Origin of the sequence: Xanthomonas hydrangeae (assembly GCF_032697525.1) — a bacterium.
Lineage (GTDB): Bacteria > Pseudomonadota > Gammaproteobacteria > Xanthomonadales > Xanthomonadaceae > Xanthomonas > Xanthomonas hydrangeae.
Genome location: NZ_CP103836.1, coordinates 958,564 through 982,793 on the forward strand (window position 1 = coordinate 958,564; position 24,230 = coordinate 982,793).

The 24,230-nt window shown below is 65.6% G+C and carries 16 protein-coding genes, 1 other RNA gene and 2 pseudogenes; 16 read left to right on the forward strand and 3 right to left on the reverse strand.

The features are described 5' to 3' along the window. The first annotated feature begins 13 nt into the window (after nucleotides 1-13). The 3 genes and pseudogenes from NYR97_RS03875 to NYR97_RS03880 form a co-directional block, all read left to right on the forward strand. The gene (locus NYR97_RS03875; RefSeq protein WP_095575415.1) at nucleotides 14-733 is read left to right on the forward strand and encodes a response regulator; all 720 of its coding nucleotides are present in this window, start codon (nucleotides 14-16) and stop codon (nucleotides 731-733) included. Continuing rightward, nucleotides 730-1,090: pseudogene (locus NYR97_RS22380) on the forward strand (two-component sensor histidine kinase); the annotation flags it as partial. The gene NYR97_RS03875 and the pseudogene NYR97_RS22380, both read left to right, overlap by 4 nt. A gap of 68 nt (nucleotides 1,091-1,158) precedes the next feature. Then, a pseudogene (locus NYR97_RS03880) lies at nucleotides 1,159-2,238 on the forward strand (ATP-binding protein); the annotation flags it as partial. A gap of 118 nt (nucleotides 2,239-2,356) precedes the next feature. Here NYR97_RS03880 and NYR97_RS03885 read toward each other — a convergent pair. Continuing rightward, complete coding sequence (locus tag NYR97_RS03885; protein ID WP_316696769.1) at nucleotides 2,357-3,721, reverse strand: glutamate--cysteine ligase; 1,365 nt, start codon at nucleotides 3,719-3,721, stop codon at nucleotides 2,357-2,359. Nucleotides 3,722-4,086: 365 nt separating this feature from the next. On the opposite strand from NYR97_RS03885, the gene NYR97_RS03890 reads away from it, so the two are divergent. Further along, nucleotides 4,087-4,923, forward strand: a complete 837-nt coding sequence (locus NYR97_RS03890) for a helix-turn-helix transcriptional regulator (protein WP_316696770.1) — start codon at nucleotides 4,087-4,089, stop codon at nucleotides 4,921-4,923. A 104-nt stretch (nucleotides 4,924-5,027) separates the two neighbouring features. Beyond that, entirely contained in the window at nucleotides 5,028-6,008 is a 981-nt protein-coding gene (locus NYR97_RS03895; RefSeq protein WP_316696771.1) for an MBL fold metallo-hydrolase, read from the forward strand. Between the two features lie 160 nt (nucleotides 6,009-6,168). Here NYR97_RS03895 and yihA read toward each other — a convergent pair whose 3' ends face one another. Further along, nucleotides 6,169-6,792, reverse strand: a complete 624-nt coding sequence (gene yihA / locus NYR97_RS03900) for a ribosome biogenesis GTP-binding protein YihA/YsxC (RefSeq protein ID WP_104533089.1) — start codon at nucleotides 6,790-6,792, stop codon at nucleotides 6,169-6,171. A 144-nt stretch (nucleotides 6,793-6,936) separates the two neighbouring features. Here yihA and NYR97_RS03905 point away from each other — a divergent pair, with 144 nt between their 5' ends. From NYR97_RS03905 to betA, 7 genes are all read left to right on the forward strand, one after another. Then, nucleotides 6,937-7,737: a c-type cytochrome gene (locus NYR97_RS03905; protein ID WP_316696772.1), complete on the forward strand. Its 801-nt coding sequence runs from the start codon at nucleotides 6,937-6,939 to the stop codon at nucleotides 7,735-7,737. Nucleotides 7,738-7,830: 93 nt separating this feature from the next. Continuing rightward, nucleotides 7,831-8,481 carry a thiol:disulfide interchange protein DsbA/DsbL gene (locus tag NYR97_RS03910; RefSeq protein ID WP_316696773.1) on the forward strand — a complete coding sequence of 217 codons (651 nt, stop codon included), beginning with the start codon at nucleotides 7,831-7,833 and terminating at the stop codon, nucleotides 8,479-8,481. Nucleotides 8,482-8,572: 91 nt separating this feature from the next. Continuing rightward, nucleotides 8,573-9,388 carry a thiol:disulfide interchange protein DsbA/DsbL gene (locus NYR97_RS03915; protein WP_316696774.1) on the forward strand — a complete coding sequence of 272 codons (816 nt, stop codon included), beginning with the start codon at nucleotides 8,573-8,575 and terminating at the stop codon, nucleotides 9,386-9,388. A gap of 49 nt (nucleotides 9,389-9,437) precedes the next feature. Next, entirely contained in the window at nucleotides 9,438-10,175 is a 738-nt protein-coding gene (locus NYR97_RS03920; protein ID WP_205394766.1) for an endonuclease/exonuclease/phosphatase family protein, read from the forward strand. Nucleotides 10,176-10,311: 136 nt separating this feature from the next. After that, nucleotides 10,312-12,291: a choline BCCT transporter BetT gene (betT, locus tag NYR97_RS03925; RefSeq protein ID WP_316696775.1), complete on the forward strand. Its 1,980-nt coding sequence runs from the start codon at nucleotides 10,312-10,314 to the stop codon at nucleotides 12,289-12,291. Between the two features lie 40 nt (nucleotides 12,292-12,331). Next, the gene (betB, locus tag NYR97_RS03930) at nucleotides 12,332-13,804 is read left to right on the forward strand and encodes a betaine-aldehyde dehydrogenase (protein WP_316696776.1); all 1,473 of its coding nucleotides are present in this window, start codon (nucleotides 12,332-12,334) and stop codon (nucleotides 13,802-13,804) included. 171 nt (nucleotides 13,805-13,975) lie between these two features. Next, the gene (betA, locus tag NYR97_RS03935; protein WP_316696777.1) at nucleotides 13,976-15,646 is read left to right on the forward strand and encodes a choline dehydrogenase; all 1,671 of its coding nucleotides are present in this window, start codon (nucleotides 13,976-13,978) and stop codon (nucleotides 15,644-15,646) included. A gap of 1,040 nt (nucleotides 15,647-16,686) precedes the next feature. Here betA and NYR97_RS03940 read toward each other — a convergent pair. Next, nucleotides 16,687-19,566 (reverse strand): TonB-dependent receptor, encoded by a 2,880-nt coding sequence (locus NYR97_RS03940; RefSeq protein WP_316696778.1) that lies wholly within the window; start codon nucleotides 19,564-19,566, stop codon nucleotides 16,687-16,689. A gap of 269 nt (nucleotides 19,567-19,835) precedes the next feature. On the opposite strand from NYR97_RS03940, the gene NYR97_RS03945 reads away from it, so the two are divergent. From NYR97_RS03945 to NYR97_RS03960, 4 genes are all read left to right on the forward strand, one after another. Beyond that, nucleotides 19,836-21,809 carry a transglycosylase SLT domain-containing protein gene (locus NYR97_RS03945; RefSeq protein ID WP_316696779.1) on the forward strand — a complete coding sequence of 658 codons (1,974 nt, stop codon included), beginning with the start codon at nucleotides 19,836-19,838 and terminating at the stop codon, nucleotides 21,807-21,809. Between the two features lie 234 nt (nucleotides 21,810-22,043). Then, nucleotides 22,044-22,117, forward strand: a non-coding RNA gene (locus NYR97_RS03950) — sX9 sRNA. A 488-nt stretch (nucleotides 22,118-22,605) separates the two neighbouring features. After that, nucleotides 22,606-23,841 (forward strand): multifunctional CCA addition/repair protein, encoded by a 1,236-nt coding sequence (locus NYR97_RS03955; RefSeq protein ID WP_316696780.1) that lies wholly within the window; start codon nucleotides 22,606-22,608, stop codon nucleotides 23,839-23,841. Between the two features lie 199 nt (nucleotides 23,842-24,040). Then, nucleotides 24,041-24,226, forward strand: coding sequence for a DUF6229 family protein (locus NYR97_RS03960; RefSeq protein ID WP_255086033.1), 186 nt, complete (start codon nucleotides 24,041-24,043; stop codon nucleotides 24,224-24,226). Nucleotides 24,227-24,230 lie beyond the last annotated feature (4 nt).

A 24,230-nucleotide genomic window follows, 5' to 3' on the forward strand; every position in this document is an offset into this window, starting at 1 on the left:
GACGATGACCTCCATGGACCTGCAACAACCCTGCGTTCTTGTGGTTGACGACGACCCGGACCTGCGCAAGCTGATCGGCGAGTTCCTGAGCGCCCACGGCTACCAGGTGGACGTTGCCGAAAACGTGGCGGAGATGCGCAAGAGCATCGCGCAGCGCCGCCCGGACCTCATCGTACTCGACGTGATGATGCCCGGAGAAGACGGGCTGAGCGCGGCCCGGGCCCTGGCCAGCGAGCGCGGTTCACCCGCGGTCATCATGCTCAGCGCGTTGGGCAACGACACCGACCGCATCATCGGCCTGGAAGTGGGCGCCGACGATTACCTGGCCAAACCCTGCAATCCACGCGAATTGCTGGCCCGGGTGCGCGCCCTGCTGCGCCGCAGCCAGGCCAGTAACGAGCAGGCCGACCACCGCGGCAACGTCTACGAGTTCGCCGGCTGGCGGCTGGATGTGGTGCGCCGCGACCTGCGCGACCCCACCGGCATCTTCATCAACCTCTCCGATGGCGAGTTCGCGCTGCTGCGCACCTTCGTCGAGCATCCGCAGCGGGTGCTGAGCCGCGACCAGTTGCTGGACTACGCCCGTGGCCGCGACACCGACGTCTACGACCGCGCCATAGACAGCCAGATCAGCCGGCTGCGGCGCAAGATCAACGAGCGCGTGCATACCGAGTTGATTCGCACGGTGCGTAACGAAGGCTACATGCTGCTGCCGGGCGTCTCGCGTCTGTGAGCAACCCGGCACGTCGCGGGCTGTCGATCTTTGCGCGTACCTTCGTGTTGCTGGCGGTGGCCCTGCTCACCGCCCAGGCGGTCGGCATCGCCCTGCTGGTGATGCGCACCCCGGTCTACGAGCCGCCGGTGCATCCGCCGGAGGTGGTGGCGTTGCTGTCCACGCGCATGCCGGCCGGTACCCAGACCTTGACGGTGCGCGAGTCCGCGCAGTCCCCGCTTCCGCCAGCAGGCCAGGTGCGCGATGCGTTCGCCGAAATGCTGCTGGCGCATTGGCTGGATGTGCCCGAGCAGCGCGTGCGCTTCTACCGCAGCGCCGACGATCGCCCGGGCCCGCGCGTCGGCATGTCGCTGCCGGGCCGACCGCAGGCGTCCGAGGCCAACGACGGCGCTGGCAGCCCTGACGGCAATCGCCGCGCTGCCTTGCAGCGATCGCCGCCAGAGCCGGGGGATTGGCCCCGCGATCGCCACCCTGGCGCCTCGCCGTTCGGCAACGGGCTGCGCCCGGACGATGCCCCCGGTGCCTGGGAAAGCGAGCGACTGACCCCGGGGGTGCCCTTGCTGGATGGCTTCACCGCCGCGCTGCAGCAGCCCGATGGCCGCTGGCGCACGGTGGAATCGCCGCCACGGCGGCTGTCGGCCGAGTTCAAGACCCACGTGGTGCTGCTGTTCCTGGCCGGCCTGCTGGCCAACGTGCCGCTGGCGTGGTGGTTCTCGCGTGCGCTGTCGGCGCCGATCAAGCGCTTTGCCGAGGCCGCCGACCGGCTGGGCCGCAATCCGGATGCCGCCGCCTTGCAACGCAGCGGCCCGCCGGAGATCGTGCGCGCAGCCGACTCGTTCAATGCGATGCAGGCACGCCTGAACCGCCTGATCAACGAGCGCACCCACATGGTGGCGGCGATCGCGCACGACCTGCGCACGCCGCTGGCGCGCCTGTCGTTCCGTCTGGACGGCCTGCAGCCTCCGCTACGCGACAAGGCACTGGCCGACATCGACGAGATGAAGGCGATGATTTCCGCCGCGCTGGATTTCATCCAGAACGATCGCCACCGCGGCAAGCGCGCGCCGCTGGATCTGCGCCTGCTGGTGGAAAGCGTGGTCGACAATGCCACCGACATCGGCGCCGAGGCCGAGCTGCTGCCCGGCCCGGAGATCACCCTGGATGGCGACCCGCTGGCCTTGCGCCGCGCGGTGATGAACCTGCTGGAAAACGCACTGAAGTACGGCAAACGCGCGCGCCTGCAGCTGCAGCGCGATGGCGAGGACGGCGTACTGTGGATCGACGACGACGGCCCCGGCATCGACCCGACCCAGCGCGAACAGTTGCTGCTGCCGTTCGTACGTGGCGAGTCTTCGCGCAACCGCGATACCGGCGGCATCGGGCTGGGCTTGTCGGTGGCGCACAGCATCGTGCTGGCGCATGGCGGCGACCTGCGCCTGGACAACCGTGCGGGCGGCGGTCTGCGGGTGACGGTGCGCCTGCCGTGCATGCCGGAGCGGCGCTAGGCGTACGCTCTTTCGTACGTGAGGTCGACAATGCCGTCTCGCGCCCGAGTCCATTCCTGCAAGCAACGACCGTGCGGTAGCCTAGCGATGCGCTACGACTGCGGCAATCCGCAAGCGCTCAATACGCAAACTCGCGGAACACCCGATCGATATCGCCGTTCCATGCACCGTGATACAGCGCCAGCTTGCGCTCGGCGGCGGTGACACCGCTCTCGGCGATCTCGGCGATCACATCCACAAAGCCGGTTTCGTCCTGACCGTCGGCATTCAAGCGCGCGCGCCGACGCAGGCCTTCGCGCGCGATCTTGACCGCTTCCACTGCCAAATCGCGCACCGTGCCGTTACGGAACGGCAGCCCGAGCGCATGCTTGGGCACGCCATCGCGCAGCGCATGACGCTCGGTGGGGCTGAAGTCCTTGACCAGATCCCAGGCCGCATCCAGCGCGGTGTCGTCGTATAGCAGCCCCACCCAGAACGCCGACAGCGCGCACAGCCGATCCCACGGGCCGGCATCGGCGCCGCGCATTTCCAGATACTTCTTCAAGCGCACTTCCGGAAACGCGGTGGTCATGTGGTCCGACCAATCGCGCAGCGTCGGCAATGCACCCGGCAATGCCGGCAGCTTGCCTTGCATGAAATCGCGAAAGCTCTGCCCGCTGGCGTCGACATAGACACCGTCGCGATAGGAAAAATACATCGGCACATCGAGCAGGTAATCGACGTAGCGCTCGTAGCCGAAGCCGTCTTCGAACACGAAATCCAGCATGCCGGTGCGATCGGCGTCGGTGTCGGTCCAGATGTGCGAGCGGTAGCTCAGGTAGCCGTTCGGCTTGCCTTCGGTGAACGGCGAATCGGCGAACAACGCGGTGGCGATCGGCTGCAGCGCCAGCGACACGCGGAACTTCTTCACCATGTCCGCTTCGGTGGCGTAATCCAGGTTGACCTGCACCGTGCAGGTGCGCGTCATCATGTCCAGGCCGAGCGAGCCGACCTTGGGCATGTAGTTCTTCATGATCTGGTAGCGGCCCTTGGGCATCCACGGCATCTGGTCGCGGCGCCACTTGGGTTGGAAACCCATGCCCAGGAAGCCCAGCTGCAACTCGCCGGCCACCTGGGCCACTTCGTCCAGATGGGTGCCGGTCTCCACGCAAGTGTGATGCAGGGTTTCCACCGCCGCGCCGGACAGTTCCAGCTGGCCGGCCGGCTCCAGCGTCACCGAGGCGCCATCGCGCAGCAGCGCGATGGTGTGGCCGTTTTCCTGCACCGGCTCCCAGCCAAAGCGGGTCAACCCGGTCAGCAGCGCCTGGATGCCGCGCGCGCCTTCAAAGGTGGGCGCGCGCAGGTCGTCGAGCTGGAAGCCGAACTTTTCGTGCTCGGTGCCGATCCGCCAGTCCGCGCTGGGCTTCTCGCCGGAGGCAAGTACCTGGACCAGCTCCGCGCGTTCGGTGATCGGCGTTTCGGCAACGTGGCTGGGACTCGACAAGGGCAGGCTCGCAGAAAAATTGAGGGGAACGATGTGGGGATCCTCCCCAGCCACCGCAAGGCCCGCACTATAACCGCCCAACATGGAAGAATTGCCGCCATCGGCCAGGTCTTAGATTTCCATCCATGCTTACTGCATGCAGATGCAGGCGAACGCCCACCGTCGCGCCGGCAACACCTGCCGGGACTTCACGCACACAGCGACAAGCGCAGGCATGGCCGGGGCTGGTCAAGGTCGGGCAGCGCCGCAGCCCTGCAGATGCCAGATGGCCACGCGAGGCCAGCATCCATGCGTGCAATAGCGCGGCAACCGCGGCGCTGTTCCAGCAAAGACATGCGCACACGATCCTGTAGCATCGCCCGGCCATGACCGTTGCGCCCGCACCCACCGACGCCCTGCTTGCGCAGATGGCCAGCCTGATGCACTGCGAGCGCGCCGAAGGCTTTGCCTGCGTGAGCGCGCGGCGCGCACACGGCGCGCGCTCGGTGGACCTGACCCAGGCGCAATTTGCGATTCTGCTGCAGGGCCGCAAACACGTACGGACCGCGACCCAATCGCTGGAGTTCGTGCCGGGCGACCTGTTCCTGGTGACGCGCCATTGCCGGATCGATGTGATCAATACACCCGACCCATTAACCGGGCTCTACCTGAGCGCGGTGGTGCCCCTCTGCGAAGAGGCGCTTGCTGCTGCGCGCGCATTGTGGAACGAGCCGCTGCCCGACGCCGGCGACGACATCGCGCGGCTGCCCGCGATCGATTTCGGCCCGACGCTGCGGCAATGGCGCGATGCGCTGCAACACGGCCTGTATACCGAAGCCCGCCTGGCGCTGGCCTCGCTGGTGATCAGCTTGTGCCGCCGTGGTCACGGCGGCCTGCTGTTGCCGCCCGCACCAAGTCTCGCCTCGCAGGTGCGCACGTTGATCACCGCGCAGCCACAGCGGGCTTGGCGCTCACGCGATGTCGAAGACAGCCTGGGCATCAGTGGTGCCACCTTGCGCCGGCATCTGGCCGCAGAACACTGCTCGCTGCGCGAGCTGATCACCGACGCGCGGCTCGCGCATGCGATGGCCCTGCTCTACACCACACGCTGGCCGCTCAAGACCGTGGCCGCGCGTGCAGGCTATCGCTCCACCCGCAGCTTCAGTCAGCGCTTCCAGCAGCGTTACGGGCTGGATCCGGCCAGCATCGGCAACAGCCGCTAGATCGCTGCAGCGAGCGCTTCGCGCAGCGCAATGAGCGAATCGCGCAAGTCGCTGCCGCCAGCATGGCGACATCGCGGCGGTTGCCGCCTGCCCTGGAGTTGCTCATGTCTGTTTCCGCCCTGCGTTCGCTGGCGCCGCTATTGCTCGCCGCAAGCGCCACGCTGGCGCACGCCGCTGCGCCCGCGTCCACCCACGCGCAGGTTCCCGGCTTTTACCTGCAGCGCATCGGCACGCTGCGCGTCACTGCGTTGTTCGACGGCAGCGTAGCGTTGACCCGTCAACAGCTGTCCAATGTGGAACCGGCAGCGCGCGACCGCCTGCTCGCGCAGGGCTACGTGCCCGAAGACGACAAGGGGCTGCAGACGGCAGTCAACGCCTATCTGATCCAGGACGGCAGCCACCTCAGCCTGGTCGATACCGGCACCGCGCAGTGCCTGGGCCCCGGCCTGGGCCAGGTGCTGACCAACCTGCGCGCCGCCGGCTACGACCCGGCCCAGGTCGACGATGTGCTGCTCACCCACGCGCATCCGGACCACCTGTGCGGCCTGCTCGATGCGCAGGGCACCCCGGCATTTCCCAACGCCACGGTGTGGCTGTCCGACGCCGACGCCGCGTACTGGCTGGATCCCGCTTCGGAGGCCGGTGCCGCGCCGATGCTGCAGTTCGCCTTTCCGCTGGCGCGCGCGGCGGCCGCGCCCTATCAGGCCCAGGGTCGGCTGCACCGTTTCCAGCCGGGCAAGACCGCATTGCCGGCCGGCATCACGACCTTGGACAGCCAGGGCCACACGCCCGGCCACGTGTCGTATCGCTTTGACGGTGGCGCCGGCAACACGCTGCTGGTGTGGGGCGATGTGTTGCACTACCACGCCGTGCAGTTTGCCCAGCCGAATGCATCGTTCGAGGCCGACAGCAACCGCAGCAAGGCCATTGCCTCACGCCGCAGCATGCTGGCGCAGGCCGCCGACGGCCGCTGGTGGGTGGCCGGTGCGCATCTGCCGTTCCCGGGCCTGGGCCATGTGCGCCGCGAGGGCAACGCGTTCGCCTGGGTGCCGACCGAATTCGGCCCGGTGCCGGCGACGCCTTGAGCGATGGGGCCCCAGGCAAGGTCCCTGTCCCGCAGCGCAGCCCGGCGTCGCCCGGTTCCGATATCGATATCGATGCCGCAAATGAAAACGGCGAGCCCTGGCTCGCCGTTGTGGACTGCCCGCAGGGCCAGGCGTCATGGCGCCCGGCCCGGCTCACGGCTCACTCCGCTGCAGGCGGCGCGCCATCCAGGCCCAGCCAGCCGCCGACGATGCCGCGCAGTTCGTCCACGCCCTGGCGCGATTCGCCGGAGTAGGTCTGCACGGTCACGCTGTCGCCAAAGCGCGAGGTCACTTCCTTCTTCACCTTCTGCAGGGTCTGCATCTGCTGGCCACGGCCGAGCTTGTCGGCCTTGGTCAGCAAGCCGTGCGCGGGCAGGCCGCGTTCGGCGGCATAGCCGAGCATCTGCAGGTCGTAATCCTTGAGCGGGTGGCGGATGTCCATCACCACCACCAGCCCGCGAAGTGCCTCGCGGGTGCGGAAATAGCGGTCGATGAAGGCCTGCCAATGCGCCTGCAGATCCTGCGGCACCTTGGCGTAGCCATAACCGGGCAGATCCACCAGATAGCGCTCGGGCTGGATCTGGAAGAACACCAGCTGCTGGGTGCGGCCGGGGGTCTTGGACACGCGCGCCAGCGCGTTCTGGCGGGTCAGCGCGTTGAGCGCGCTGGATTTTCCGGCGTTTGAGCGGCCGGCGAAGGCGACCTCGTAGCCGCCATCGTCCGGCAATTGCCGGGCGTTATGGGCGGACAGGTGGTAGCGGGCTTGTTCGATAAGGAGCGACATCCCCCTAGGATCGCACGTTCGGCGCCTGGCGGTTTTGCTGCACTGTTCGTTGACCCTGGCGCAAAGGCGTGTCGATAATCGAAGCACGCCTGCCACAGCCAGCCTCAAACGCGCGCAGGTCGGGTCCATACGGAGCTTTAGCTGATGCGCCATGCTCGTGTGCTTGTCCTCGCCGCCCTCGCCGTGCCGGTCATTGCCGCCGTGGCGTTTGCGCAATCGGCGGTGACGCCGATCCCCGATCCGCCACCCGTGCGCGTTGCGCCGTTGGAGGTGGACCTGTCCAAGACCACCTGGGGCGATGCCAAGGCCGGCCAGACCAAGGCCGCCGCCTGCGCGGCCTGCCATGGCCCGGACGGCAACCCGGCGGTGGCGATGTACCCGCGCATCGCCGGCCAGACCGAGCGCTACGTGGCGCACCAAGTCGCCCTGATCGCCAGCGGCGAGCGCAATAGCGGCATGTCGGCGGTGATGGTGCCGTTCGTCAAGGACCTCACTGCGCAGGACATGCGCGACCTGGGCGCCTACTTTGCCACCCAGAAGTCTGCCGCCGGGGTGGCCGACGATGCGGTGGTCAACGAGGGGCCGTACCAGGGCCTGAAGTTCTACGAGGTCGGCGAGAAGCTCTACCGCGGCGGCGACATCGCGCGCGGCGTACCGGCCTGCATGGCCTGCCATGGCCCGGCCGGCAGCGGCAATCCGGGCCCGGCGTATCCGCGCCTGGGCGGCCAGCATGCCGAGTACGTGGCGCGGCGCCTGAAGGAATACCAGGCCGGCACCACCCAGGAGCGCAACCCGGCGCTGTTCAATATCATGGCGCAGGTGGCGCACCCGCTGACCGAGCAGGAGATCCAGGCGCTGGCCAGCTATCTGCAGGGCCTGCACGACCGCGCCGACGATGCGGCGGCCGCGCAAGCACCCGCTGCCGGGACGCCCGCACGCTCATGAGGTGAATGCCACGGCTGCCACACCGCTTCACGACGCCGGTCCCACGACCGGCGTTGTCGTTTCCCGTCCTCCCCCTATCCCCACGGAGCCTGCATGAAGCTGTTTTCCCGTCTGTCCCTGCTGTTGTTGATCCTGCTGCCGCTGGCGGCCTGCGCTGCCGACAAGAACGCCCCGCCGGTCGAAGGCGACGACTACATCGTGATCGACGGCGGGCAGCCGTACGCGCCGCTGGCCGGCAAGGTGGAAGTGACCGAAGTGTTCGGCTACACCTGCCCGCACTGCGCGCACTTCGAGCCCACCCTGGAGGCCTGGGTGGCCAAGCAGCCGTCGTATGTGCGCTTCACCCCGGTGCCGGCGGCATTCGGCGGGTTCTGGGACGCGTTCGCCCGCGCCTACTTCGCCGCCGACATCCTGGGCGTGGCCAAGCGCAGCCATCGGGCCATGTTCGAGGCCATCCACGAGAAGCAGACCGTGCCGACCCAGAACGTCGCCCCGGAAGAACTGGCCGCGTTCTACGCCGGCTACGGCGTGCCGCAGCAGCGCTTCATCGAGACCTACAAGAGCCAGGCGGTGGACGCCAGGCTCGATGCGGCGCGCGAATTCGCCAAGCGCAGCAAGCTCCCCGGCACCCCGGCCATCATCATCAACGGCCGCTACCTGATCGGCGCGCGCAATTACCCGGACATGCTGCGCGTGGCCGATTACCTGATCGCCCGCGAACACGCCGCGCCTGCCAAACGCTGAACCGCGTAACCGCCACCAACGGCCGCCCGTGGCATCATGCGCCCCGCGGCCGTCCGGCCCTTTTCTCGCCCCACGCTGGAGATCCAATCCGATGAAGACCCGCTTCGCCCTGACGCTGATGGCGCTGCTGCCGATCCTGGTCGCCTGCAAGGCCCAGGACGGTTCGTCCGACACCGCACCTGCCGCTGCCACGCCCGCCGCTGACACCGCGACTGCGCCGGCCGCTGCCGCTCCGGCCGCAGACCCCGCCGCACCGCCGGCCGTTGGCGAGAGCGCCAGCACGCCCCCCGCCGCCACACCCAGCGCCGCCCCGCGTGCACCGAACGGCCCCGAGCCGGTCGCCGGCACCGACTATCTGGATATCGAAGGCGGCCAGCCGTACCAGCAGGCTGCCGGCAAGATCGAAGTGGCCGAGGTGTTCGGCTATGTCTGCCCTGCCTGCAATGCGTTCCAGCCGCTGATCGGGCCGTGGAAGGCCGGGCTGCCCTCGGACGTGCATTTCGTCTACGTGCCGGCGATGTTCGGTGGCCCATGGGACGACTACGGCCGTGCCTTCTACGCCGCTGAAACCCTGGGCGTGCAGGAAAAGACCCACGAAGCGCTGTACAAGGCCATCCACGTCGACCAGACCCTGAAGGGCGAGCGCGGCAAGGATTCGGTGCAGGACATCGCCGCGTTCTACGCCAAGTACGGCGTGGACTCCAAGACCTTCATCGACACCATGAGCAGCTTCGGCGTGTCGGCCAAGACCAACCGCGCCAAGCAGTTCGCCACCCGCAGCAAGCTCACCGGCACCCCGTCGCTGATCGTCAACGGCAAGTACCTGGTCAAGGGCCAGAGCTTCCCGGACATGCTGCGCATCGCCGATCACCTGATCGCGCGCGAACGCGCCACGCTGGCCAAGTGACCCGAGCGATCGCCCTCCAGTGAACGCTTCGGATTCGCGCACCCTGCGGGTGCTGACCGCCAATATCCAGGCCGGCTCCAGCACCCGTCGCTACAGCGATTACGTCACCCGCAGCTGGTCGCACGCGCTGCCGTTGGGCAGCAAGCGCACCAGCCTGGACAGCATCGCCAAGCTGGCCGGCGAACGCGACATCGTGGGCTTGCAGGAGGCGGACCCGGGCAGCCTGCGCTCGGGTTTCACCAACCAGACCCACTACCTGGCCGAGCGCGCCGGCTTCGATTACTGGAGCCATCAGCCCAACCGCCGCATGGGCGGGGTGGCGTCCAGCGCGAATGGCCTGCTCAGCAAGCTGCAACCGCTGGAAGTGCAGGACCATGCCCTGCCCGGCCGGATCGGCGGGCGCGGCGTCCTGCTGGCCAAATTCGGAGAAGGTCGCGACGGCCTGGCGGTGGCAGTGGCACATCTGTCGCTGGGCGCCAATTCGCGCATGGCGCAACTGGCCTTCATCGCCGAATTGTTGTCCGAGCATCCCAACGCAATGTTGATGGGCGATTTCAACTGCATGGCCGACCGGCCGGAGATGCAGGCGCTGTATCGGCATACGCGCCTGCAACCGCCAAGCTGCGAAGTGCACACCTTTCCGAGCTGGCGTCCGGACCGCGCGATCGACCATATTCTGGTCAGCGACAGTCTGACGATCGAACGCATCGAAGCGATTCCCGCCGCGTTTTCAGATCATCTGGCGGTTGGCATGGATATCCGCGTGCCGACGCAGTTGCTGCGTTGAATACCGCGAAAAGTGGCTACGGGTTTGCATAGGCGAACTCGACCGATGACACCCCCTCGACACCGCCTGTGCGATAACGCAGGCGGTTTTTCGTTGGGAGCACAGTCCGTGACACGCCTCTTATGAGTGCGCTGGTATGAGTGCGGTAGAGCCGCAACTGGCACCGGTGCGCACCTTGCGTCCGGTGTTCGTGTTGGCGGCAACGGTGGTCTGTACGTTTGCGTTGCTGGTGTCGTTGTTTCCGTTGGACGCAGGCCGCGTGCTGCTGGATGCGCAGACCTGGGCCTCGCGCAATGTCGGCTGGTACTACCTGCTGGCGATGACGGTGTACCTGGTGTTCGTGCTCGGCGTGGCCTTGTCCAGCTACGGCAACATCAAGCTCGGCGCCGACCACGACGAACCGGAATTCAGCTATCTCTCCTGGGCGGGCATGCTGTTCGCCGCCGGCATCAGCATCACCTTGTTCTTCTTCTGCGTCTCCGAACCGCTCACCCATTATCTGCAACCGCCACAAGGCGGCACCGGCAGCGGCGAAGCGGCCGCACGTCAGGCGATGCAGTTGTTGTTCCTGCATTGGGGCCTGCATGGCTGGGGCGTGTTCGCGCTGGCGGCGATGGCACTGGCTTACTTCGCGTTTCGGCACAACTTGCCGTTGGCCTTGCGCTCGGCGCTGTATCCGCTGATCGGCAAGCGCATCAACGGGCCGATCGGCTACACCGTGGATGCGCTGGGCATCGTGGCCACCGTGTTCGGTATCGGTGCGGACATGGGCTTTGGCGTGCTGCATCTCAATGCCGGGCTGAGCACCTTGTTCGATGTGCCGCATACGCACTGGGTGCAGGTGGCGTTGATCGTGGCGATGATGGGCGCGGCGATCCTGGTGGCGGTGTCCGGCGTGGGAAAAGGCGTGCGCTGGATGTCGGACATCAACATGCTGCTGGCGATCGCGCTGCTGTTGTTCATGCTGTTCGCCGGCCCTACGCAATACCTGCTCAACGCGCTGATCCAGAACCTGGGCGACTACCTTGGCAGTGTGGTCAACAAGAGTTTCGACGTGTATGCCTATGGCGGCCGCAGCGATTGGCTGGGCAACTGGACGGTGTTCTATTGGGCTTGGTGGATCGGCTGGGCGCCGTTCGTGGGCCTGTTCATCGCGCGCATTTCGCGCGGCCGCACCATTCGCGAGTTCGTGCTCGGGGTGTTGCTGATCCCGCTCGGCTTCACCCTGGCGTGGCTGTCGATCTTCGGCAACAGCGCCCTGGACCAGTTGCTGCATCACGGCCAGGGCGCATTGGCGCAGCAGGCCATCGATGCGCCGCAGACGGTGTTGTACTCGCTGCTGCAGGGCTACCCGTGGAGCCGCACGGTGATCACGGTGACGGTGGCGATCAGCTTCGTGTTCTTCGTGACCTCCGCCGATTCCGGCACGGTGGTGTTGTCCACGCTGTCCTCGCACGGCGGAGAGCCGCACGACGATGGCCCGCGCTGGCTGCGCGTGTTCTGGGGCGTGCTCACCGCCGTGGTCACTGCAGGCTTGCTGCTGGCCGGCAGCATGGACGCCCTGAAATCGGCCGTGGTGCTGGCCTCGCTGCCGTTCTCCGCGGTGCTGCTGCTGATGGCCTGGGGCCTGTCGCGCGCGCTCAGCGAAGAATCGCAACGCAAACGCGCGCAGCTCTACAGCCCCAGCCCGCTGATCGGGCAATCGCGGCATCACCGCGGCTGGCGTCAGCGCCTGGGCCAGGCGATGCACTTCCCGGCGCGCGATGAGGTGTATCGCTTCATGCACGACCAGGTGCGCCCGGCGATCGAAGCCGTCACCACACAATTGCAGGAAGAAGGCTGGCAGGTCAGCAGCCGGCTCGACGACGACGATATGGAAATCAGCGTCGATCACGGCGAGCAGCAAGGCTTCCGCTACCAGGTGGTGATGCGCGGTTACCTCACGCCCTCGTTCGCCGCCCAGCGTCTGCGCAATCAGCGCTATTACCGCGCCGAGGTGTATCTGTACGAAGGCAGCCAGGATTACGACCTGGTCGGTTACAGCCGCGAACAGATCATCAACGACATCATCGATCAATACGAGCGCCACCTGCAGTTCCTGCATCTCACGCGCTGAGGTGCCGCCGCTGCCGCGTGCGCCCCACAGGAGGTTTGTCATGCCACGTTTTCCCGACCAGTTGCTGTATATCGGCGGCCGTTATGTTCCCGCCCGCGGCGGCCACACCTTCGAGGTCGTCAACCCTGCCACCGGCGAAGTGCTGGCCAATGTGCACAACGCGGGCGCCGACGATCTGGACGCGGCGGTAGATAGCGCCAAGGCCGGCCAACAGCAGTGGGCCGCGCTGACCACGGTGCAACGCTCGCGCATCCTGCTGAGCGCGGTGGAGTTGCTGCGGGAGCGCAACGACGCACTGGCCGAACTGGAAACGCTCAACACCGGCAAGCCGCTGAGCGAAACCCGCAGCGTGGATATCGTCACCGGTGCGGATGTGCTGGAGTACTACGCCGGGGTGGCGCAGGCGCTGCAGGGCGCACAGGTGCCGTTGCGCGAAGGCAGCTTCTTCTACACGCGGCACGAGCCGCTGGGCGTGGTCGGCGCGATCGGCGCGTGGAATTACCCGATCCAGATCGCGCTGTGGAAGGCCGCGCCCGCGCTGGCGGCCGGCAACGCAATGATCTTCAAGCCCAGCGAAGTCACGCCGCTGACCGCACTCAAGCTGGCCGAACTCTTCACCGAAGCCGGCCTGCCCGATGGCGTGTTCAACGTGCTGCCCGGCGACGGCGCCAGCGTGGGCACCGCGCTCACCGAACATCCGCAGATCGAAAAGATCAGCTTCACCGGCGGCACCGCGACCGGACGCAAGGTGATGGCCAGCGCATCGAGTTCATCGTTGAAAGACGTGACCATGGAACTGGGCGGCAAGTCGCCGTTGATCGTCTGCGCCGACGCGGACCTGGATCTGGCCGCCGACATCGCCATGATGGCCAACTTCTACAGCTCCGGGCAGGTGTGCACCAACGGCACGCGCGTGTTCGTGCCGCGCGCGCTGCGCAATGCCTTCGAGGCGCGGCTGCTGGCACGCGTGCAACGCATCCACATCGGCGACCCGCTGGACGAGCGCACCACCTTCGGCCCGATGGTCAGCGCCGCGCACATGCAGCGGGTGCTCGACTACATCGAACAGGGCAAGGCCGAGGGCGCACGCCTGCTGTGCGGCGGCGAACGTCTGCGCGATGGCGCACTGGCACAGGGCTGCTATGTCGCACCAACCATCTTCAGCGATTGCACCGACGTGATGACCATTGTGCGCGAGGAGATCTTCGGGCCGGTACTGAGCCTGCTCACCTACGACGACGAAGACGAAGCGATCGCACGCGCCAATGCCACCACCTACGGCCTGGCCGCAGGCGTGGTGACGCCGGATCTTGCACGCGCGCATCGTCTGATTCATCGCCTGCAAGCGGGCATCTGCTGGATCAACACCTGGGGCGAATCGCCGGCACCGATGCCGGTGGGCGGCTACAAGCAATCCGGTGTGGGCCGCGAGAACGGGCTGGCCACCTTGCAAGCCTACACGCGCACCAAGTCTGTCCAAGTCGAACTGGAACGCTACGCGTCGGTGTTCTGACTGGCTGACGCCCCTGACAGGCAGTCGCCCAGCGGCACCGGCAACACGCGTGAGCCGCTGCCTGCGAATCGTGCTGTCGGATTGAGGCTGCCGTTTCGAACAAAGACCGCCGGCCCACTGCGCAATCGTTTTGAAAGCCGCTTCAACCGGCACCGCAACAAGGAGAACCTCATGCAACGCGAATACGACTACATCATCATCGGCGCCGGCTCGGCAGGTAACGTGCTGGCCGCGCGCCTGACCGAGGATCCGGGCGTCAGCGTGTTGCTGCTGGAAGCGGGCGGGCCGGATTACCGGCTGGACTTCCGCACCCAGATGCCGGCGGCGCTGGCCTTCCCGTTGCAGGGCCGTCGCTACAACTGGGCCTACGAGACCGAGCCGGAGCCGCATATGGACAACCGGCGCATGGAATGCGGGCGCGGCAAGGGGCTGGGAGGCTCGTCGTTGATCAACGGCATGTGCTACATCCGCGGCAATGCGCTGGATTTCGACCATTGGGCCAGGCGGCCGGGTCTGGAAGACTGGAGTTACCGCGATGTATTGCCGTACTTCCGCAAGGCCGAGACGCGCGACATCGGCGCCAACGATTATCACGGCGGCGAAGGCCCGGTCAGCGTGGCCACGCCGAAGAACGACAACAACGTGCTGTTCCAGGCCATGGTCGACGCCGGCGTGCAGGCCGGTTACCCGCGCACTGACGATCTCAATGGCTATCAGCAGGAAGGCTTCGGGCCAATGGACCGCACGGTGACACCACAGGGCCGTCGCGCAAGCACCGCGCGCGGCTATCTGGACATGGCGCGTCCGCGCGATGGCCTGCACATCGTCACCCATGCCACCACCGATCGCATCCTGTTTGCCGGCAAGCGCGCCGTTGGCGTGCACTATCTGGTCGGCAACAGCAGCGAAGGCATCGACGCGCGTGCACGCCGCGAAGTGCTGGTATGCGCAGGCGCAATCGCCTCGCCGCAGCTGCTGCAACGCTCCGGCGTCGGCGCACCTGATTTGCTGCGTGCGCTCGACGTGCAACTGGTGCACGACCTGCCCGGCGTTGGCCAGAACCTGCAGGATCACCTCGAGGTCTACATCCAGTACGCCTGCACCAAGCCGGTGTCGTTGTATCCGGCATTGCAGTGGTGGAATCAACCGGCGATCGGCGCGGAGTGGTTGTTCGCCGGCACCGGCACCGGTGCCAGCAATCAGTTCGAGGCCGGCGGCTTCATTCGCACGCGCGAGGAATTCGCCTGGCCCAACATCCAGTACCACTTCCTCCCCGTCGCGATCAATTACAACGGCAGTAATGCAGTGAAAGAACACGGTTTTCAGGCGCATGTGGGCTCGATGCGCACGCCCAGCCGTGGACGCGTGCATGCCAAGTCGCGCGACCCGCGCCAGCATCCGTCGATCCTGTTCAACTACCAATCCACCGATCAGGATTGGCAGGAATTTCGCGATGCGATCCGCATCACCCGCGAGATCATCGCCCAACCCGCACTCGACGCTTACCGCGGCCGCGAGATCAGCCCGAGTGCGGACTGCAAGACCGATGCCGAACTCGACGCCTTCGTGCGTTCGCGCGCAGAGACGGCCTACCACCCCTCCTGCTCCTGCGCGATGGGCACCGACGACATGTCGGTGGTCGATGGACAGGGCCGCGTGCACGGCATGGAAGGCCTGCGCGTGATCGATGCCTCGATCATGCCGCGCATCATCACCGGCAACCTCAACGCCACCACCATCATGATTGCCGAGAAGATCGCCGACCGCATGCGTGGTCGCAGCCCATTGCCACGCAGTACGGCGGACTACTACGTGGCAGGCGATGCGCCTGTGCGTGGGTGATCTGTATTTAGTAAAGGCCGCGATTTAACCTGCTCGCAAGGTGAACTGGTAACTGCTGCGGCCGTAAACCTGGGTAGTCGAGGGCGCGGTGTCCTCACCAGACAGTTAGCCGGTTGCTTTGCTGAAAGCTATGCACACCTATCAACTTGATTGGTCCTTGCCCGCCCACCGTCGCGGGACCTTACGCGGCATGGATACCGCGTAAGAGCCTACAGGGACGTACTTGCGGCGTGTCCTGCGACGGTGGGTGGGCAAGGGCCCTGCAGCCAAGCCGCAGATCAGTCGCTCTACACGTGATCTACCCACACTGTCCGATCATTTCGAAACGACGGAAATTTCGACTCGTCGCGCAGTTTGGGTGTATCAAAAGCCCAAGTCGAAAGCTTGGGTCGTCGAGTGCGCGGTGCCCTCACCGCTCGCGGGACACGCCGCAAGTACGTCCATGTAGGCTCGGTGGCGGCATCCATGCCGCCACACGGTCCCGCAATCGGTGAGGACACCGCACCAGAGAGTTTGCTCGTTGCTTGGAAAAGAGCCACGCGCACCGACCATCTCGACTGGTCCTTGCCCGCCCACCGTCGCCGGACCTTACGCGGCATGGATGCCGCGTAAGAGCCTACACGGACGTACTTGCGGCGTGTCCTGCGATGGTGGGCGGGCAAGGGCCCTGCAGCCAAGCCACAGATCAGCCGCTCTACACGTGATCTACCCACACTGTCCGATCATTTCGAAACGACGGAAATTTCGACTCGTCGCGCAGTTTGGGTGTATCAAAAGCCCAAGTCGAAAGCTTGGGTCGTCGAGTGCGCGGTGCCCTCACCAGAGAGTTTGCTCGTTGCTTGGAAAAGAGCCACGCGCACCGACCATCTCGACTGGTCCTTGCCCGCCCACCGTCGCGGGACCTTACGCGGCATGGATGCCGCGTAAGAGCCTACACGGACGTACTTGCGGCGTGTCCTGCGATGGTGGGTGGGCAAGGGCCCTGCAGCCAAGCCACAGATCAGCCGCTCTCCGCTTTACGAACGACCCGACCTGATGGACTAAAACTTCAAATCCACACGCGCATACCAGAAGCGCCCACCGGGAATGTCGTAAGTGGATGCGTCATAGCCGTTGAGGGAGCACGACAGGCACAGCGGCGGATCCTTGTCGAACACGTTGTTCAAACCGGCCGTGAGTTGCAGACCCTTGAGCCAATCGACGCGATAACCCACCTGCGCATCGTGATAAGTGATCGCATCCAGCCGATTGGTGCCCACGGCAGGATCGGAACACACCGCAAATTCCACCGCATCGCCGCATTGCTCGGTGAGTTTGGAAATGTGGCGCGCCGTCCATGATGCGGTCCAATTGCCCAGCGACCAATCCAGCACCGCATTGCTGGTCCACTCGGGAATCGCGCTATCCACCACCTCGATGCCTGGACCTTGCGGCTGCCGTTGCCCTGCCGCACCGAGTGCCTCGTAGCGGCCCACGAAGGTGTTCTGCCAAGACAACTTGAAACGGCCGAACGCGCTCTCCGGCAGCGTCCAGAACAGATCCACATCCCAACCATCGGTCTTGATCGAACCCAGATTGGTCAACCGATTGTTGAACGCATTGATGCCCCCGGTGGATGCACGCGTGATGCCGTCGCAATACAGCGCGTCCAACGTATCCACGCACAGATCCAGCTGCGTTTGCGCATTGATCGCCTGGATCGCCCCATCCACATGATGGCGATAGAACGTCATCTCCAGATCGAGCCGATCCGACCAGCTCGCATTGCTCGCAAAGCCCGGGCTGAACACAAAACCGGCACTGAAACTGCGCGAGCGCTCGGGATCCAACTGCTCGTTGCCCCCCGTGGTAACCGAGATCTGCTGATTGGCCTGTTGATAGCCCACCGGTGCACCGAGCGCAGCGCAGTTGGCAGCACTGCCGCGCGGCGCGGTGCCGCCCAGCCCGATCGAACACGGATCGGACAACTGCAGGTCGGCGCGCGCCGCCGAACCGAACAACTCACCGATGGTCGGCGCGCGGAAGCCCTCAGCGTAGCTGGTGCGCAACACCAGCTCGTCGGTGACTTGCCAGCGCAGGCCGTACTTGGGCGTGAACTCGCCGCCGAAGGTGGAGTAATCCGAATAGCGGCCGGCAATATTCAAATCGAGTTTGTCGCCCAACGACGAGTTGGCGAAGATCGGGATATTGAGTTCGAGATAGGCTTCGTTGACGTCGTAACTGCCCGAGGTCGGCAACGATGGCACACCGTTGTAGCGGCCGGCCACGGTGAGCGGATCGGGCTGATACGAACCCTCGTACTTGCGGTATTCGTAGCCGGTGGCGAACGACACCGCGCCGCCGGGCAACTGGAACAGCTCGCTGCTGAGGTTGGCGGTGAACAGGCTCAACTCGTTCTGGCTGCGGTCGCGCACCACCGGCTGGATCCAGCGCAACATCTCCGGCGTGATGCTGCCGGCGCCGCTGAAGATATCCAATGGCACGCAGCCGGCCACTGCCGCACACGCGGCCGGATCGCCCAACCCCAGATTGATGTTGAACAGGTTGTAGCTACCGTAGTTGGTCTGCTCGGCCTTGTTCTTGCTGTACATGCCGTTGACGTCCCAGAACCACGTGCGCGCCGCGCCTTCGAAGGTGCCCACCAGGCCGGTACCGAAGTATTGCGTATCGACCTGCTGCTCGAACCGACGCGCCCCGCCTTCCACCGGGCGGCGGCCGATCTGGATCAGGTTAGTGGCCGAGTTCAACTCGAAGCCGAACGGATTGAACGGATTCAGCGCCGAGATCACGATGTTGTCGGCCAGCGGATTGCCGGTACCGGCATCGGGGCCGAGAAAGATCGGCTCGGGTGCAGCCTGGTTGGTCGACTCGCGCCGGTTGCCCAACGCTTTGACGTACCACTGCACATCGTCATTGAAGTAATAGCGAAACTGCGCAAACACGCCCTTGCGCTCGGACGGCGTCAGCAGCAGATTCTGCTCGGCGAAATTGTAGCGGTCGGCCGTGCCGAAACAGTGGTAATCGTCGCTGCGTGTACAGCCGCCGCTGCCATCGTATTGCGGTGTTCCGACACCGGCATTGGGCGTCAGGTTCTGACGCACACCGGTGTTGGGGTCGACGAACTGGAAGCGGCCATCCGGCGTTGCCGAGCTGGCGAAGGTCAGCCCGGTGCCGGGAATCGGAAAGCGTGCCTGCGCGCGATCGCGCGCGTAGATCGGGTCCTGCTTGACGTAGCTGGCACCCAGAAACAGGCTGAAATCCTCGCCGCTGGTGCCCCAGGCCAGGTCCATGCCCTGGTTGGCGCCATCGCCCTTGCCGTACTGCCCGTAGTTGAGCGTGACCTGCGCACCATCGAAGCTGCGCCGGGTGATGATGTTGACCACACCGGCAATCGCATCCGAGCCGTACAGCGACGAAGCACCGTCTTCGAGCACTTCGATGCGCTCCACGATCGCCAACGGAATGGTGTTGAGGTCGGTCGACGAGCCCACGCCGGAGGCCGAGGATTCATTGACCCAACGGATGCCATCGACCAACACCAGCACGCGCTTGGACCCGAGATGGCGCAGATCCACCTGCGCCGAGCCCGCACCCACACCACCACCATCGGGCGGAAAGCCGAAATTGCCGGACGAGTTGAACTTGGCATTGAGCGCCGAGCCGGACGCGGTGAGTTCCTGCAGCACCTCGCCGATCGAGGTCAGGCCGGTGCGTTCGATGTCGGCGCGGTTGAGCGTCTGGATCGGCACCTGGCCCTGCAGTTCGGCGGTTTTGATACGCGTGCCGGTGACCTGCACGCTGTCGAGCGTGCGCGTGCTCGGGGCGGCCTCGGGCTGTTGTGCCCAGGCGAGTGTGGGAATCAGACACAACGACAACTGCACGGCCAGGCATGACCGATGAGGGCCAATCAGACGCTTCATCCGTTCTCTCTCCAGAAGGATTTCGAGTATCCGCACGCCCCCGTGCCCTGCGGTCCGCTCCAACTTTTAAACGAAACCTTAACGCGCCGCAAGCTGGCAGTGCAGCACTGCGCAGCAGGCCGCAGTGGCTGCCATCGCGCGCGCACGAACGCGAGCGTGCGATGACGCATTCCCTCACACGCTACGCCCGCACGCTGAGATGTGCGCGTTCGCAACGCTGCAACGCGTATTCACTCAAGCGCTCATGCGTGCTTCGGTATCATCGCGCAATGACTTATGCCCCCCGTCTTGCCACTGTTTTCGTCGGCCTGTTCTGCCTTGGCAGCACTGCACTGCATGCGCAAAGCCGCGACCCGCAACTCACCGCCATGCGCGATGCCATCGCCGCTGCAGAGCGCGGTCAATCCGATGCCGGTCAGCTCAGTGCGTTGAGTCGCCATCCGCTGTATGGCTGGCTGGAATTCGCCACGCTCAAGCGCAGCATCGACAGCGTTTCCAATACGCAAGCGCAGGGGTTTCTGCAGCGTTATGCGGGCCAACCGGTGGCGGAGAGCTTCCGCAGCACGTGGCTGCCAGCGGTGGCACGGCGCCAGGACTGGACCACGCTGCTGGCCAACTGGAAATCCACCGACAACCTCGGCCTGCGCTGCGCACAGCTCACCGCGCGCCAGGCCACCGGCAAGGCCGATGCGCAATGGAGCCGCGATGCGCTCACGCTATGGCGCAGCGGCAAGGCGCTGCCCGATGCCTGCGATTCGGTGGTCGCCGGGCTGGAGTCGCGGGGTGAGCTCACTCCGGCGCTGCGCTGGGAGCGCGTGGAAGCGGCGGCCGATGCACAACTGCCAGCGGTGATGCGCACCGCCGCGCGCGGCTTGCCGGCGGCTGATCTGGCACTGGCCACCGATTACGCCGCCTTTCTGGATAAGGTGCACCCGCGTGCACTGGGTTGGCCCAAGACCGAGCGCAGCCGTGGCATCGCTGTCGATGGGTTGGCCAAGCTGGCCAAGAGCGATCCGGACGCGGCCGAGCAGCAGTTGCCGCAGCTGGCCACCGCACTCGGCTTCAGCGAGGCGCAGCGCGGCCAGGTGCTATATCAGATCGCGTTGTGGACAGTGGCCTCGTACCTGCCGGATTCGGCACGCCGCCTCAACGCAGTGCCCGATGCCGCGTACGACGAACGCCTGTACGAATGGCGCGCGCGTGAGGCGATGTCGCGTGGCGACTGGCCGGCTGCATTGGCGGCGATCCGCAAGATGTCGGCCACCCAGCGCAGCGATTCGCGCTGGCAGTATTTCGAAGCGCGCCTGGCCGAGAAGACCGGCGCGGCTGCGGCCGCACAGCCGCTGTATCGCGCGGCCGCGCAATCGCCGACCTTCCACGGCTTCCTGGCCGCCGATCGTCTGCAGCAGCCGTACCGGCTGTGCCCCTGGGAGCCCAAGGACAACCCGCAGGCCAAGGCCGCGGTTGCGCGTGATCCGGCGTTGATCCGCGCGATTGCACTGTTCCAGATCGATCGCCCCGGTTGGGCGGTGGCCGAGTGGAACGATGCCGCCACCCGCTTCGACGACACCCAACGCCGTCTGGCGGTGCAAGTGGCCAGCGAAAACGGCTGGTTCGATCGCGCGGTGTTCGCGCTCGGCAAGCAGCCGGACGAACAACGGCTGTACTCGCTGCGGTTTCCGTTGCATCACGATGAGAGCATCCGCCGCGAAGCGGCCAGGAACGCGATCGACCCGGCCTGGGTGGCAGCAGAGATCCGTGCCGAGAGCATCTTCAATCCACGCGCACGCTCGCCTGCCAACGCGATGGGCTTGATGCAGGTATTGCCGGGCACCGGCGCCGCCGTGGCCAAGGGCATTGCCCTGCCCGGTTACGCAGGCGCCACCAGCCTGTACGAGCCGGACACCAATATCGCCATCGGCACCGCCTACCTGCGCCAGTTGCTCAACACCTACGGCCTGCCCTACCTCACCATCGCCGCCTACAACGCCGGCCCTGGGCCGACCGGGCGCTGGCAATCGCAGCGGCCCAACTTCGAGCCGGACTTCTGGATCGAAACCATCAGCTACAAGGAAACCCGCGAGTACGTGGCGCGCGTGCTGGCCTTCAGCGTGATCTACGACTGGCAACTCAACGGCGACATGCTGCCGTTGAGCGACCGGCTGATGGGCAAGCTGGTGGACAAGCGCTTGAAGCCGGTGTGCACGCCGGGCCAGACCGCCAACAACGCGGCGCAGGATTGATCTCCGGTTAGCCGACGAGCACGGCTGCCGTATGAGGTAGTCATGCTTGGGTCTTTGCGCTTCGGCCAAGGTGCGAATCAGACAATCTTCGCTGACGACTGTCGTATCAACATCCTCTAACGCTTCAAGGCAACGGAGGGTCGTTGCATAGGTTAGGTGCAGTCAAAAGCTTAGAACGGCTAACAAAACTACTGCGCAGCCGCAAGGCGGGTGCGGCCGGTGCTCGGAATCCTTATGTACCACTCGTACACTCCGGTTCCTGTGCGCAGTCCACACGCACCTGACGACTGCTCGCTCGGTCGAGGGCGAGGACACCGCACCAGGAAGTTGGTCGGGTCAAAACCTGCCTATCGCTACGTCTGCCTTGGGACGCTGAGAAGGTTGTAGGTCACTTGTTGAAAGCCCGCTTATTCCTCTGCTTGGCTTGGGAAGCTGATTGGGCGCGTCGTTAACTAGACGGCACACTTCATGCATTGCTTGCACCTCGCACACCGACCATCTCGACTGGTCCTTGCCCGCCCACCGTCGCGGGACCTTACGCGGCATGGATGCCGCGTAAGAGCCTACAGGGACGTACTTGCGGCGTGTCCCGCGACGGTGGGCGGGCAAGGGCCCGGCAACCAAGTCGCAGATCAGCCGCTCTCCGCTCTACGACTGATCTATCCGCACCGACCAATCGCTCGATACGCTGACCTCTACGTGTTGGTATCACTTGGCCACCCAAGCCTAGCCAGACGCCGACCACAATCAGTTCGCGGTGTTTCGACTCGCGCACCGCATCGGGCATCATGTAGCGATGAAGATCTATCTCGTTGGCGGCGCAGTCCGCGATGCCCTGCTTGGCCAGCCTGCCGGCGACCGCGACTGGGTCGTGGTCGGTGCCGATCAGGCGCAGATGGAACGCCTGGGCTTCAAACCGGTGGGAAAGGATTTCCCGGTGTTTCTGCATCCGCACAGCGGCGAGGAATATGCGCTGGCGCGTACCGAGCGCAAGTCCGGGCGTGGCTATCGCGGCTTTGTGGTGGATGCCGACCCGTCGGTGACGCTCGAAGAAGATCTGCTGCGCCGCGACTTCACCATCAATGCGATCGCACGCGACGAAGACACCGGCGGGCTATTCGATCCCTACGGCGGCGCGCGCGATCTGCAAGCACGCGTGCTGCGTCATGTAGGCCCGGCGTTCGTCGAAGATCCCGTGCGCGTACTGCGCGCAGCGCGCTTCATGGCGCGACTGGCACCGCTGGGTTTCAGCATCGCGCCGGAAACCGCAGCGCTGATGCGCGAGATGGCCGCCAGCGGCGAACTCGACAGCCTGGTGCCCGAACGCGTGTGGCAGGAATTGCGTCGCGTACTGGCAAGCGCGCAGCCCTCTGCATTTTTGCGCACGCTGCGCGACACCGGTGCGCTGCGCGTCATCCTGCCCGAAATCGACGCGCTGTACGGCGTACCGCAACGCGCCGAGTTTCATCCGGAAGTGGACACCGGCATCCACCAGGAAATGGTCAGCGACATGGCCGCACGACTGGCACCGGGCGATGCGCTGGTGGGCTTTGCCGCGCTCACCCACGATCTGGGCAAGGCACTCACACCGCGGGAAGAGTGGCCACGCCACATCATGCACGAGCAACGCGGCGTCGCCCCGCTGCAAGCCCTGTGCGAACGCCTCAAGGTGCCGCAAGAGTATCGCCAGCTCGCCGTCACCGCCTGCCGCGAACACTTGAACGTGCATCGCCTGGCCGAACTGCGCGACCGCACCGTGCACGAGCTGCTGGTGCGCTGCGACGCGTTCCGCCGCCCCGAGCGCGTCGCACAGCTCGCCCTGGTCTGCGAAGCCGACAAGCGTGGCCGACTGGGCAGCGAAAACGCAGCCTATCCGCAGGGCGAAGAACTCAAGCGCTTGCATGCTGCTGCGCTCGCAATCAACGCACGCGACCTGGCTGCAGAAGGTCTGCAAGGCCCGCAGATCGGTGAGGCATTGGCGAAGGTACGGATTGCCGCGATTGCGGCGGCGCGCGTGCTCGGCCGCAACTAAGGCGGCTGGGGCCGTTGCCCACATCGGTTATTTACGGACGTAAGTATCAGTTTTCAAACCATCACACCGCTAGGATCAAGACGCGGCAGCATCTGCACGCGCATCCTCTCGGTGATGAACGGGCTCGATGTTCGTGCCAATTGTTTCAGCCTGCCGCATCACAACCGTCGCACCTCAATTCAAGACAAAGGATCTGCTCATGAGCGAAGAGAGTCGGAACGATCTGGTGGAGTATTGGCGTAGTCATGCCGGCGATGACAATCCTGCCGGTCCGTTGTTCGTAAGCGGCGCGTATGCAGAGGCAGACATCGGCTGCGAGGCGGCTGCGGTGACCGAGCAGTGCGGCACCATTTGTACGGGGTCAGCCACGTTCCAGTGTTGTTGAGGCG

Coding starts and splice junctions, on each gene's coding strand:
- NYR97_RS03910 (WP_316696773.1), top strand. CDS start 7,831: ATGAAGCTGTTTTCCCGTCTGTCCCTGCTGTTGTTGATCCTGCTGCCG.
- betB (WP_316696776.1), top strand. CDS start 12,332: ATGCCACGTTTTCCCGACCAGTTGCTGTATATCGGCGGCCGTTATGTT.
- NYR97_RS03960 (WP_255086033.1), top strand. CDS start 24,041: ATGAGCGAAGAGAGTCGGAACGATCTGGTGGAGTATTGGCGTAGTCAT.
- betT (WP_316696775.1), top strand. CDS start 10,312: ATGAGTGCGGTAGAGCCGCAACTGGCACCGGTGCGCACCTTGCGTCCG.
- NYR97_RS03905 (WP_316696772.1), top strand. CDS start 6,937: ATGCGCCATGCTCGTGTGCTTGTCCTCGCCGCCCTCGCCGTGCCGGTC.
- NYR97_RS03955 (WP_316696780.1), top strand. CDS start 22,606: ATGAAGATCTATCTCGTTGGCGGCGCAGTCCGCGATGCCCTGCTTGGC.
- NYR97_RS03895 (WP_316696771.1), top strand. CDS start 5,028: ATGTCTGTTTCCGCCCTGCGTTCGCTGGCGCCGCTATTGCTCGCCGCA.
- NYR97_RS03890 (WP_316696770.1), top strand. CDS start 4,087: ATGACCGTTGCGCCCGCACCCACCGACGCCCTGCTTGCGCAGATGGCC.
- yihA (WP_104533089.1), bottom strand. CDS start 6,792: ATGTCGCTCCTTATCGAACAAGCCCGCTACCACCTGTCCGCCCATAAC.
- NYR97_RS03940 (WP_316696778.1), bottom strand. CDS start 19,566: ATGAAGCGTCTGATTGGCCCTCATCGGTCATGCCTGGCCGTGCAGTTG.
- betA (WP_316696777.1), top strand. CDS start 13,976: ATGCAACGCGAATACGACTACATCATCATCGGCGCCGGCTCGGCAGGT.
- NYR97_RS03945 (WP_316696779.1), top strand. CDS start 19,836: ATGACTTATGCCCCCCGTCTTGCCACTGTTTTCGTCGGCCTGTTCTGC.
- NYR97_RS03915 (WP_316696774.1), top strand. CDS start 8,573: ATGAAGACCCGCTTCGCCCTGACGCTGATGGCGCTGCTGCCGATCCTG.
- NYR97_RS03875 (WP_095575415.1), top strand. CDS start 14: ATGGACCTGCAACAACCCTGCGTTCTTGTGGTTGACGACGACCCGGAC.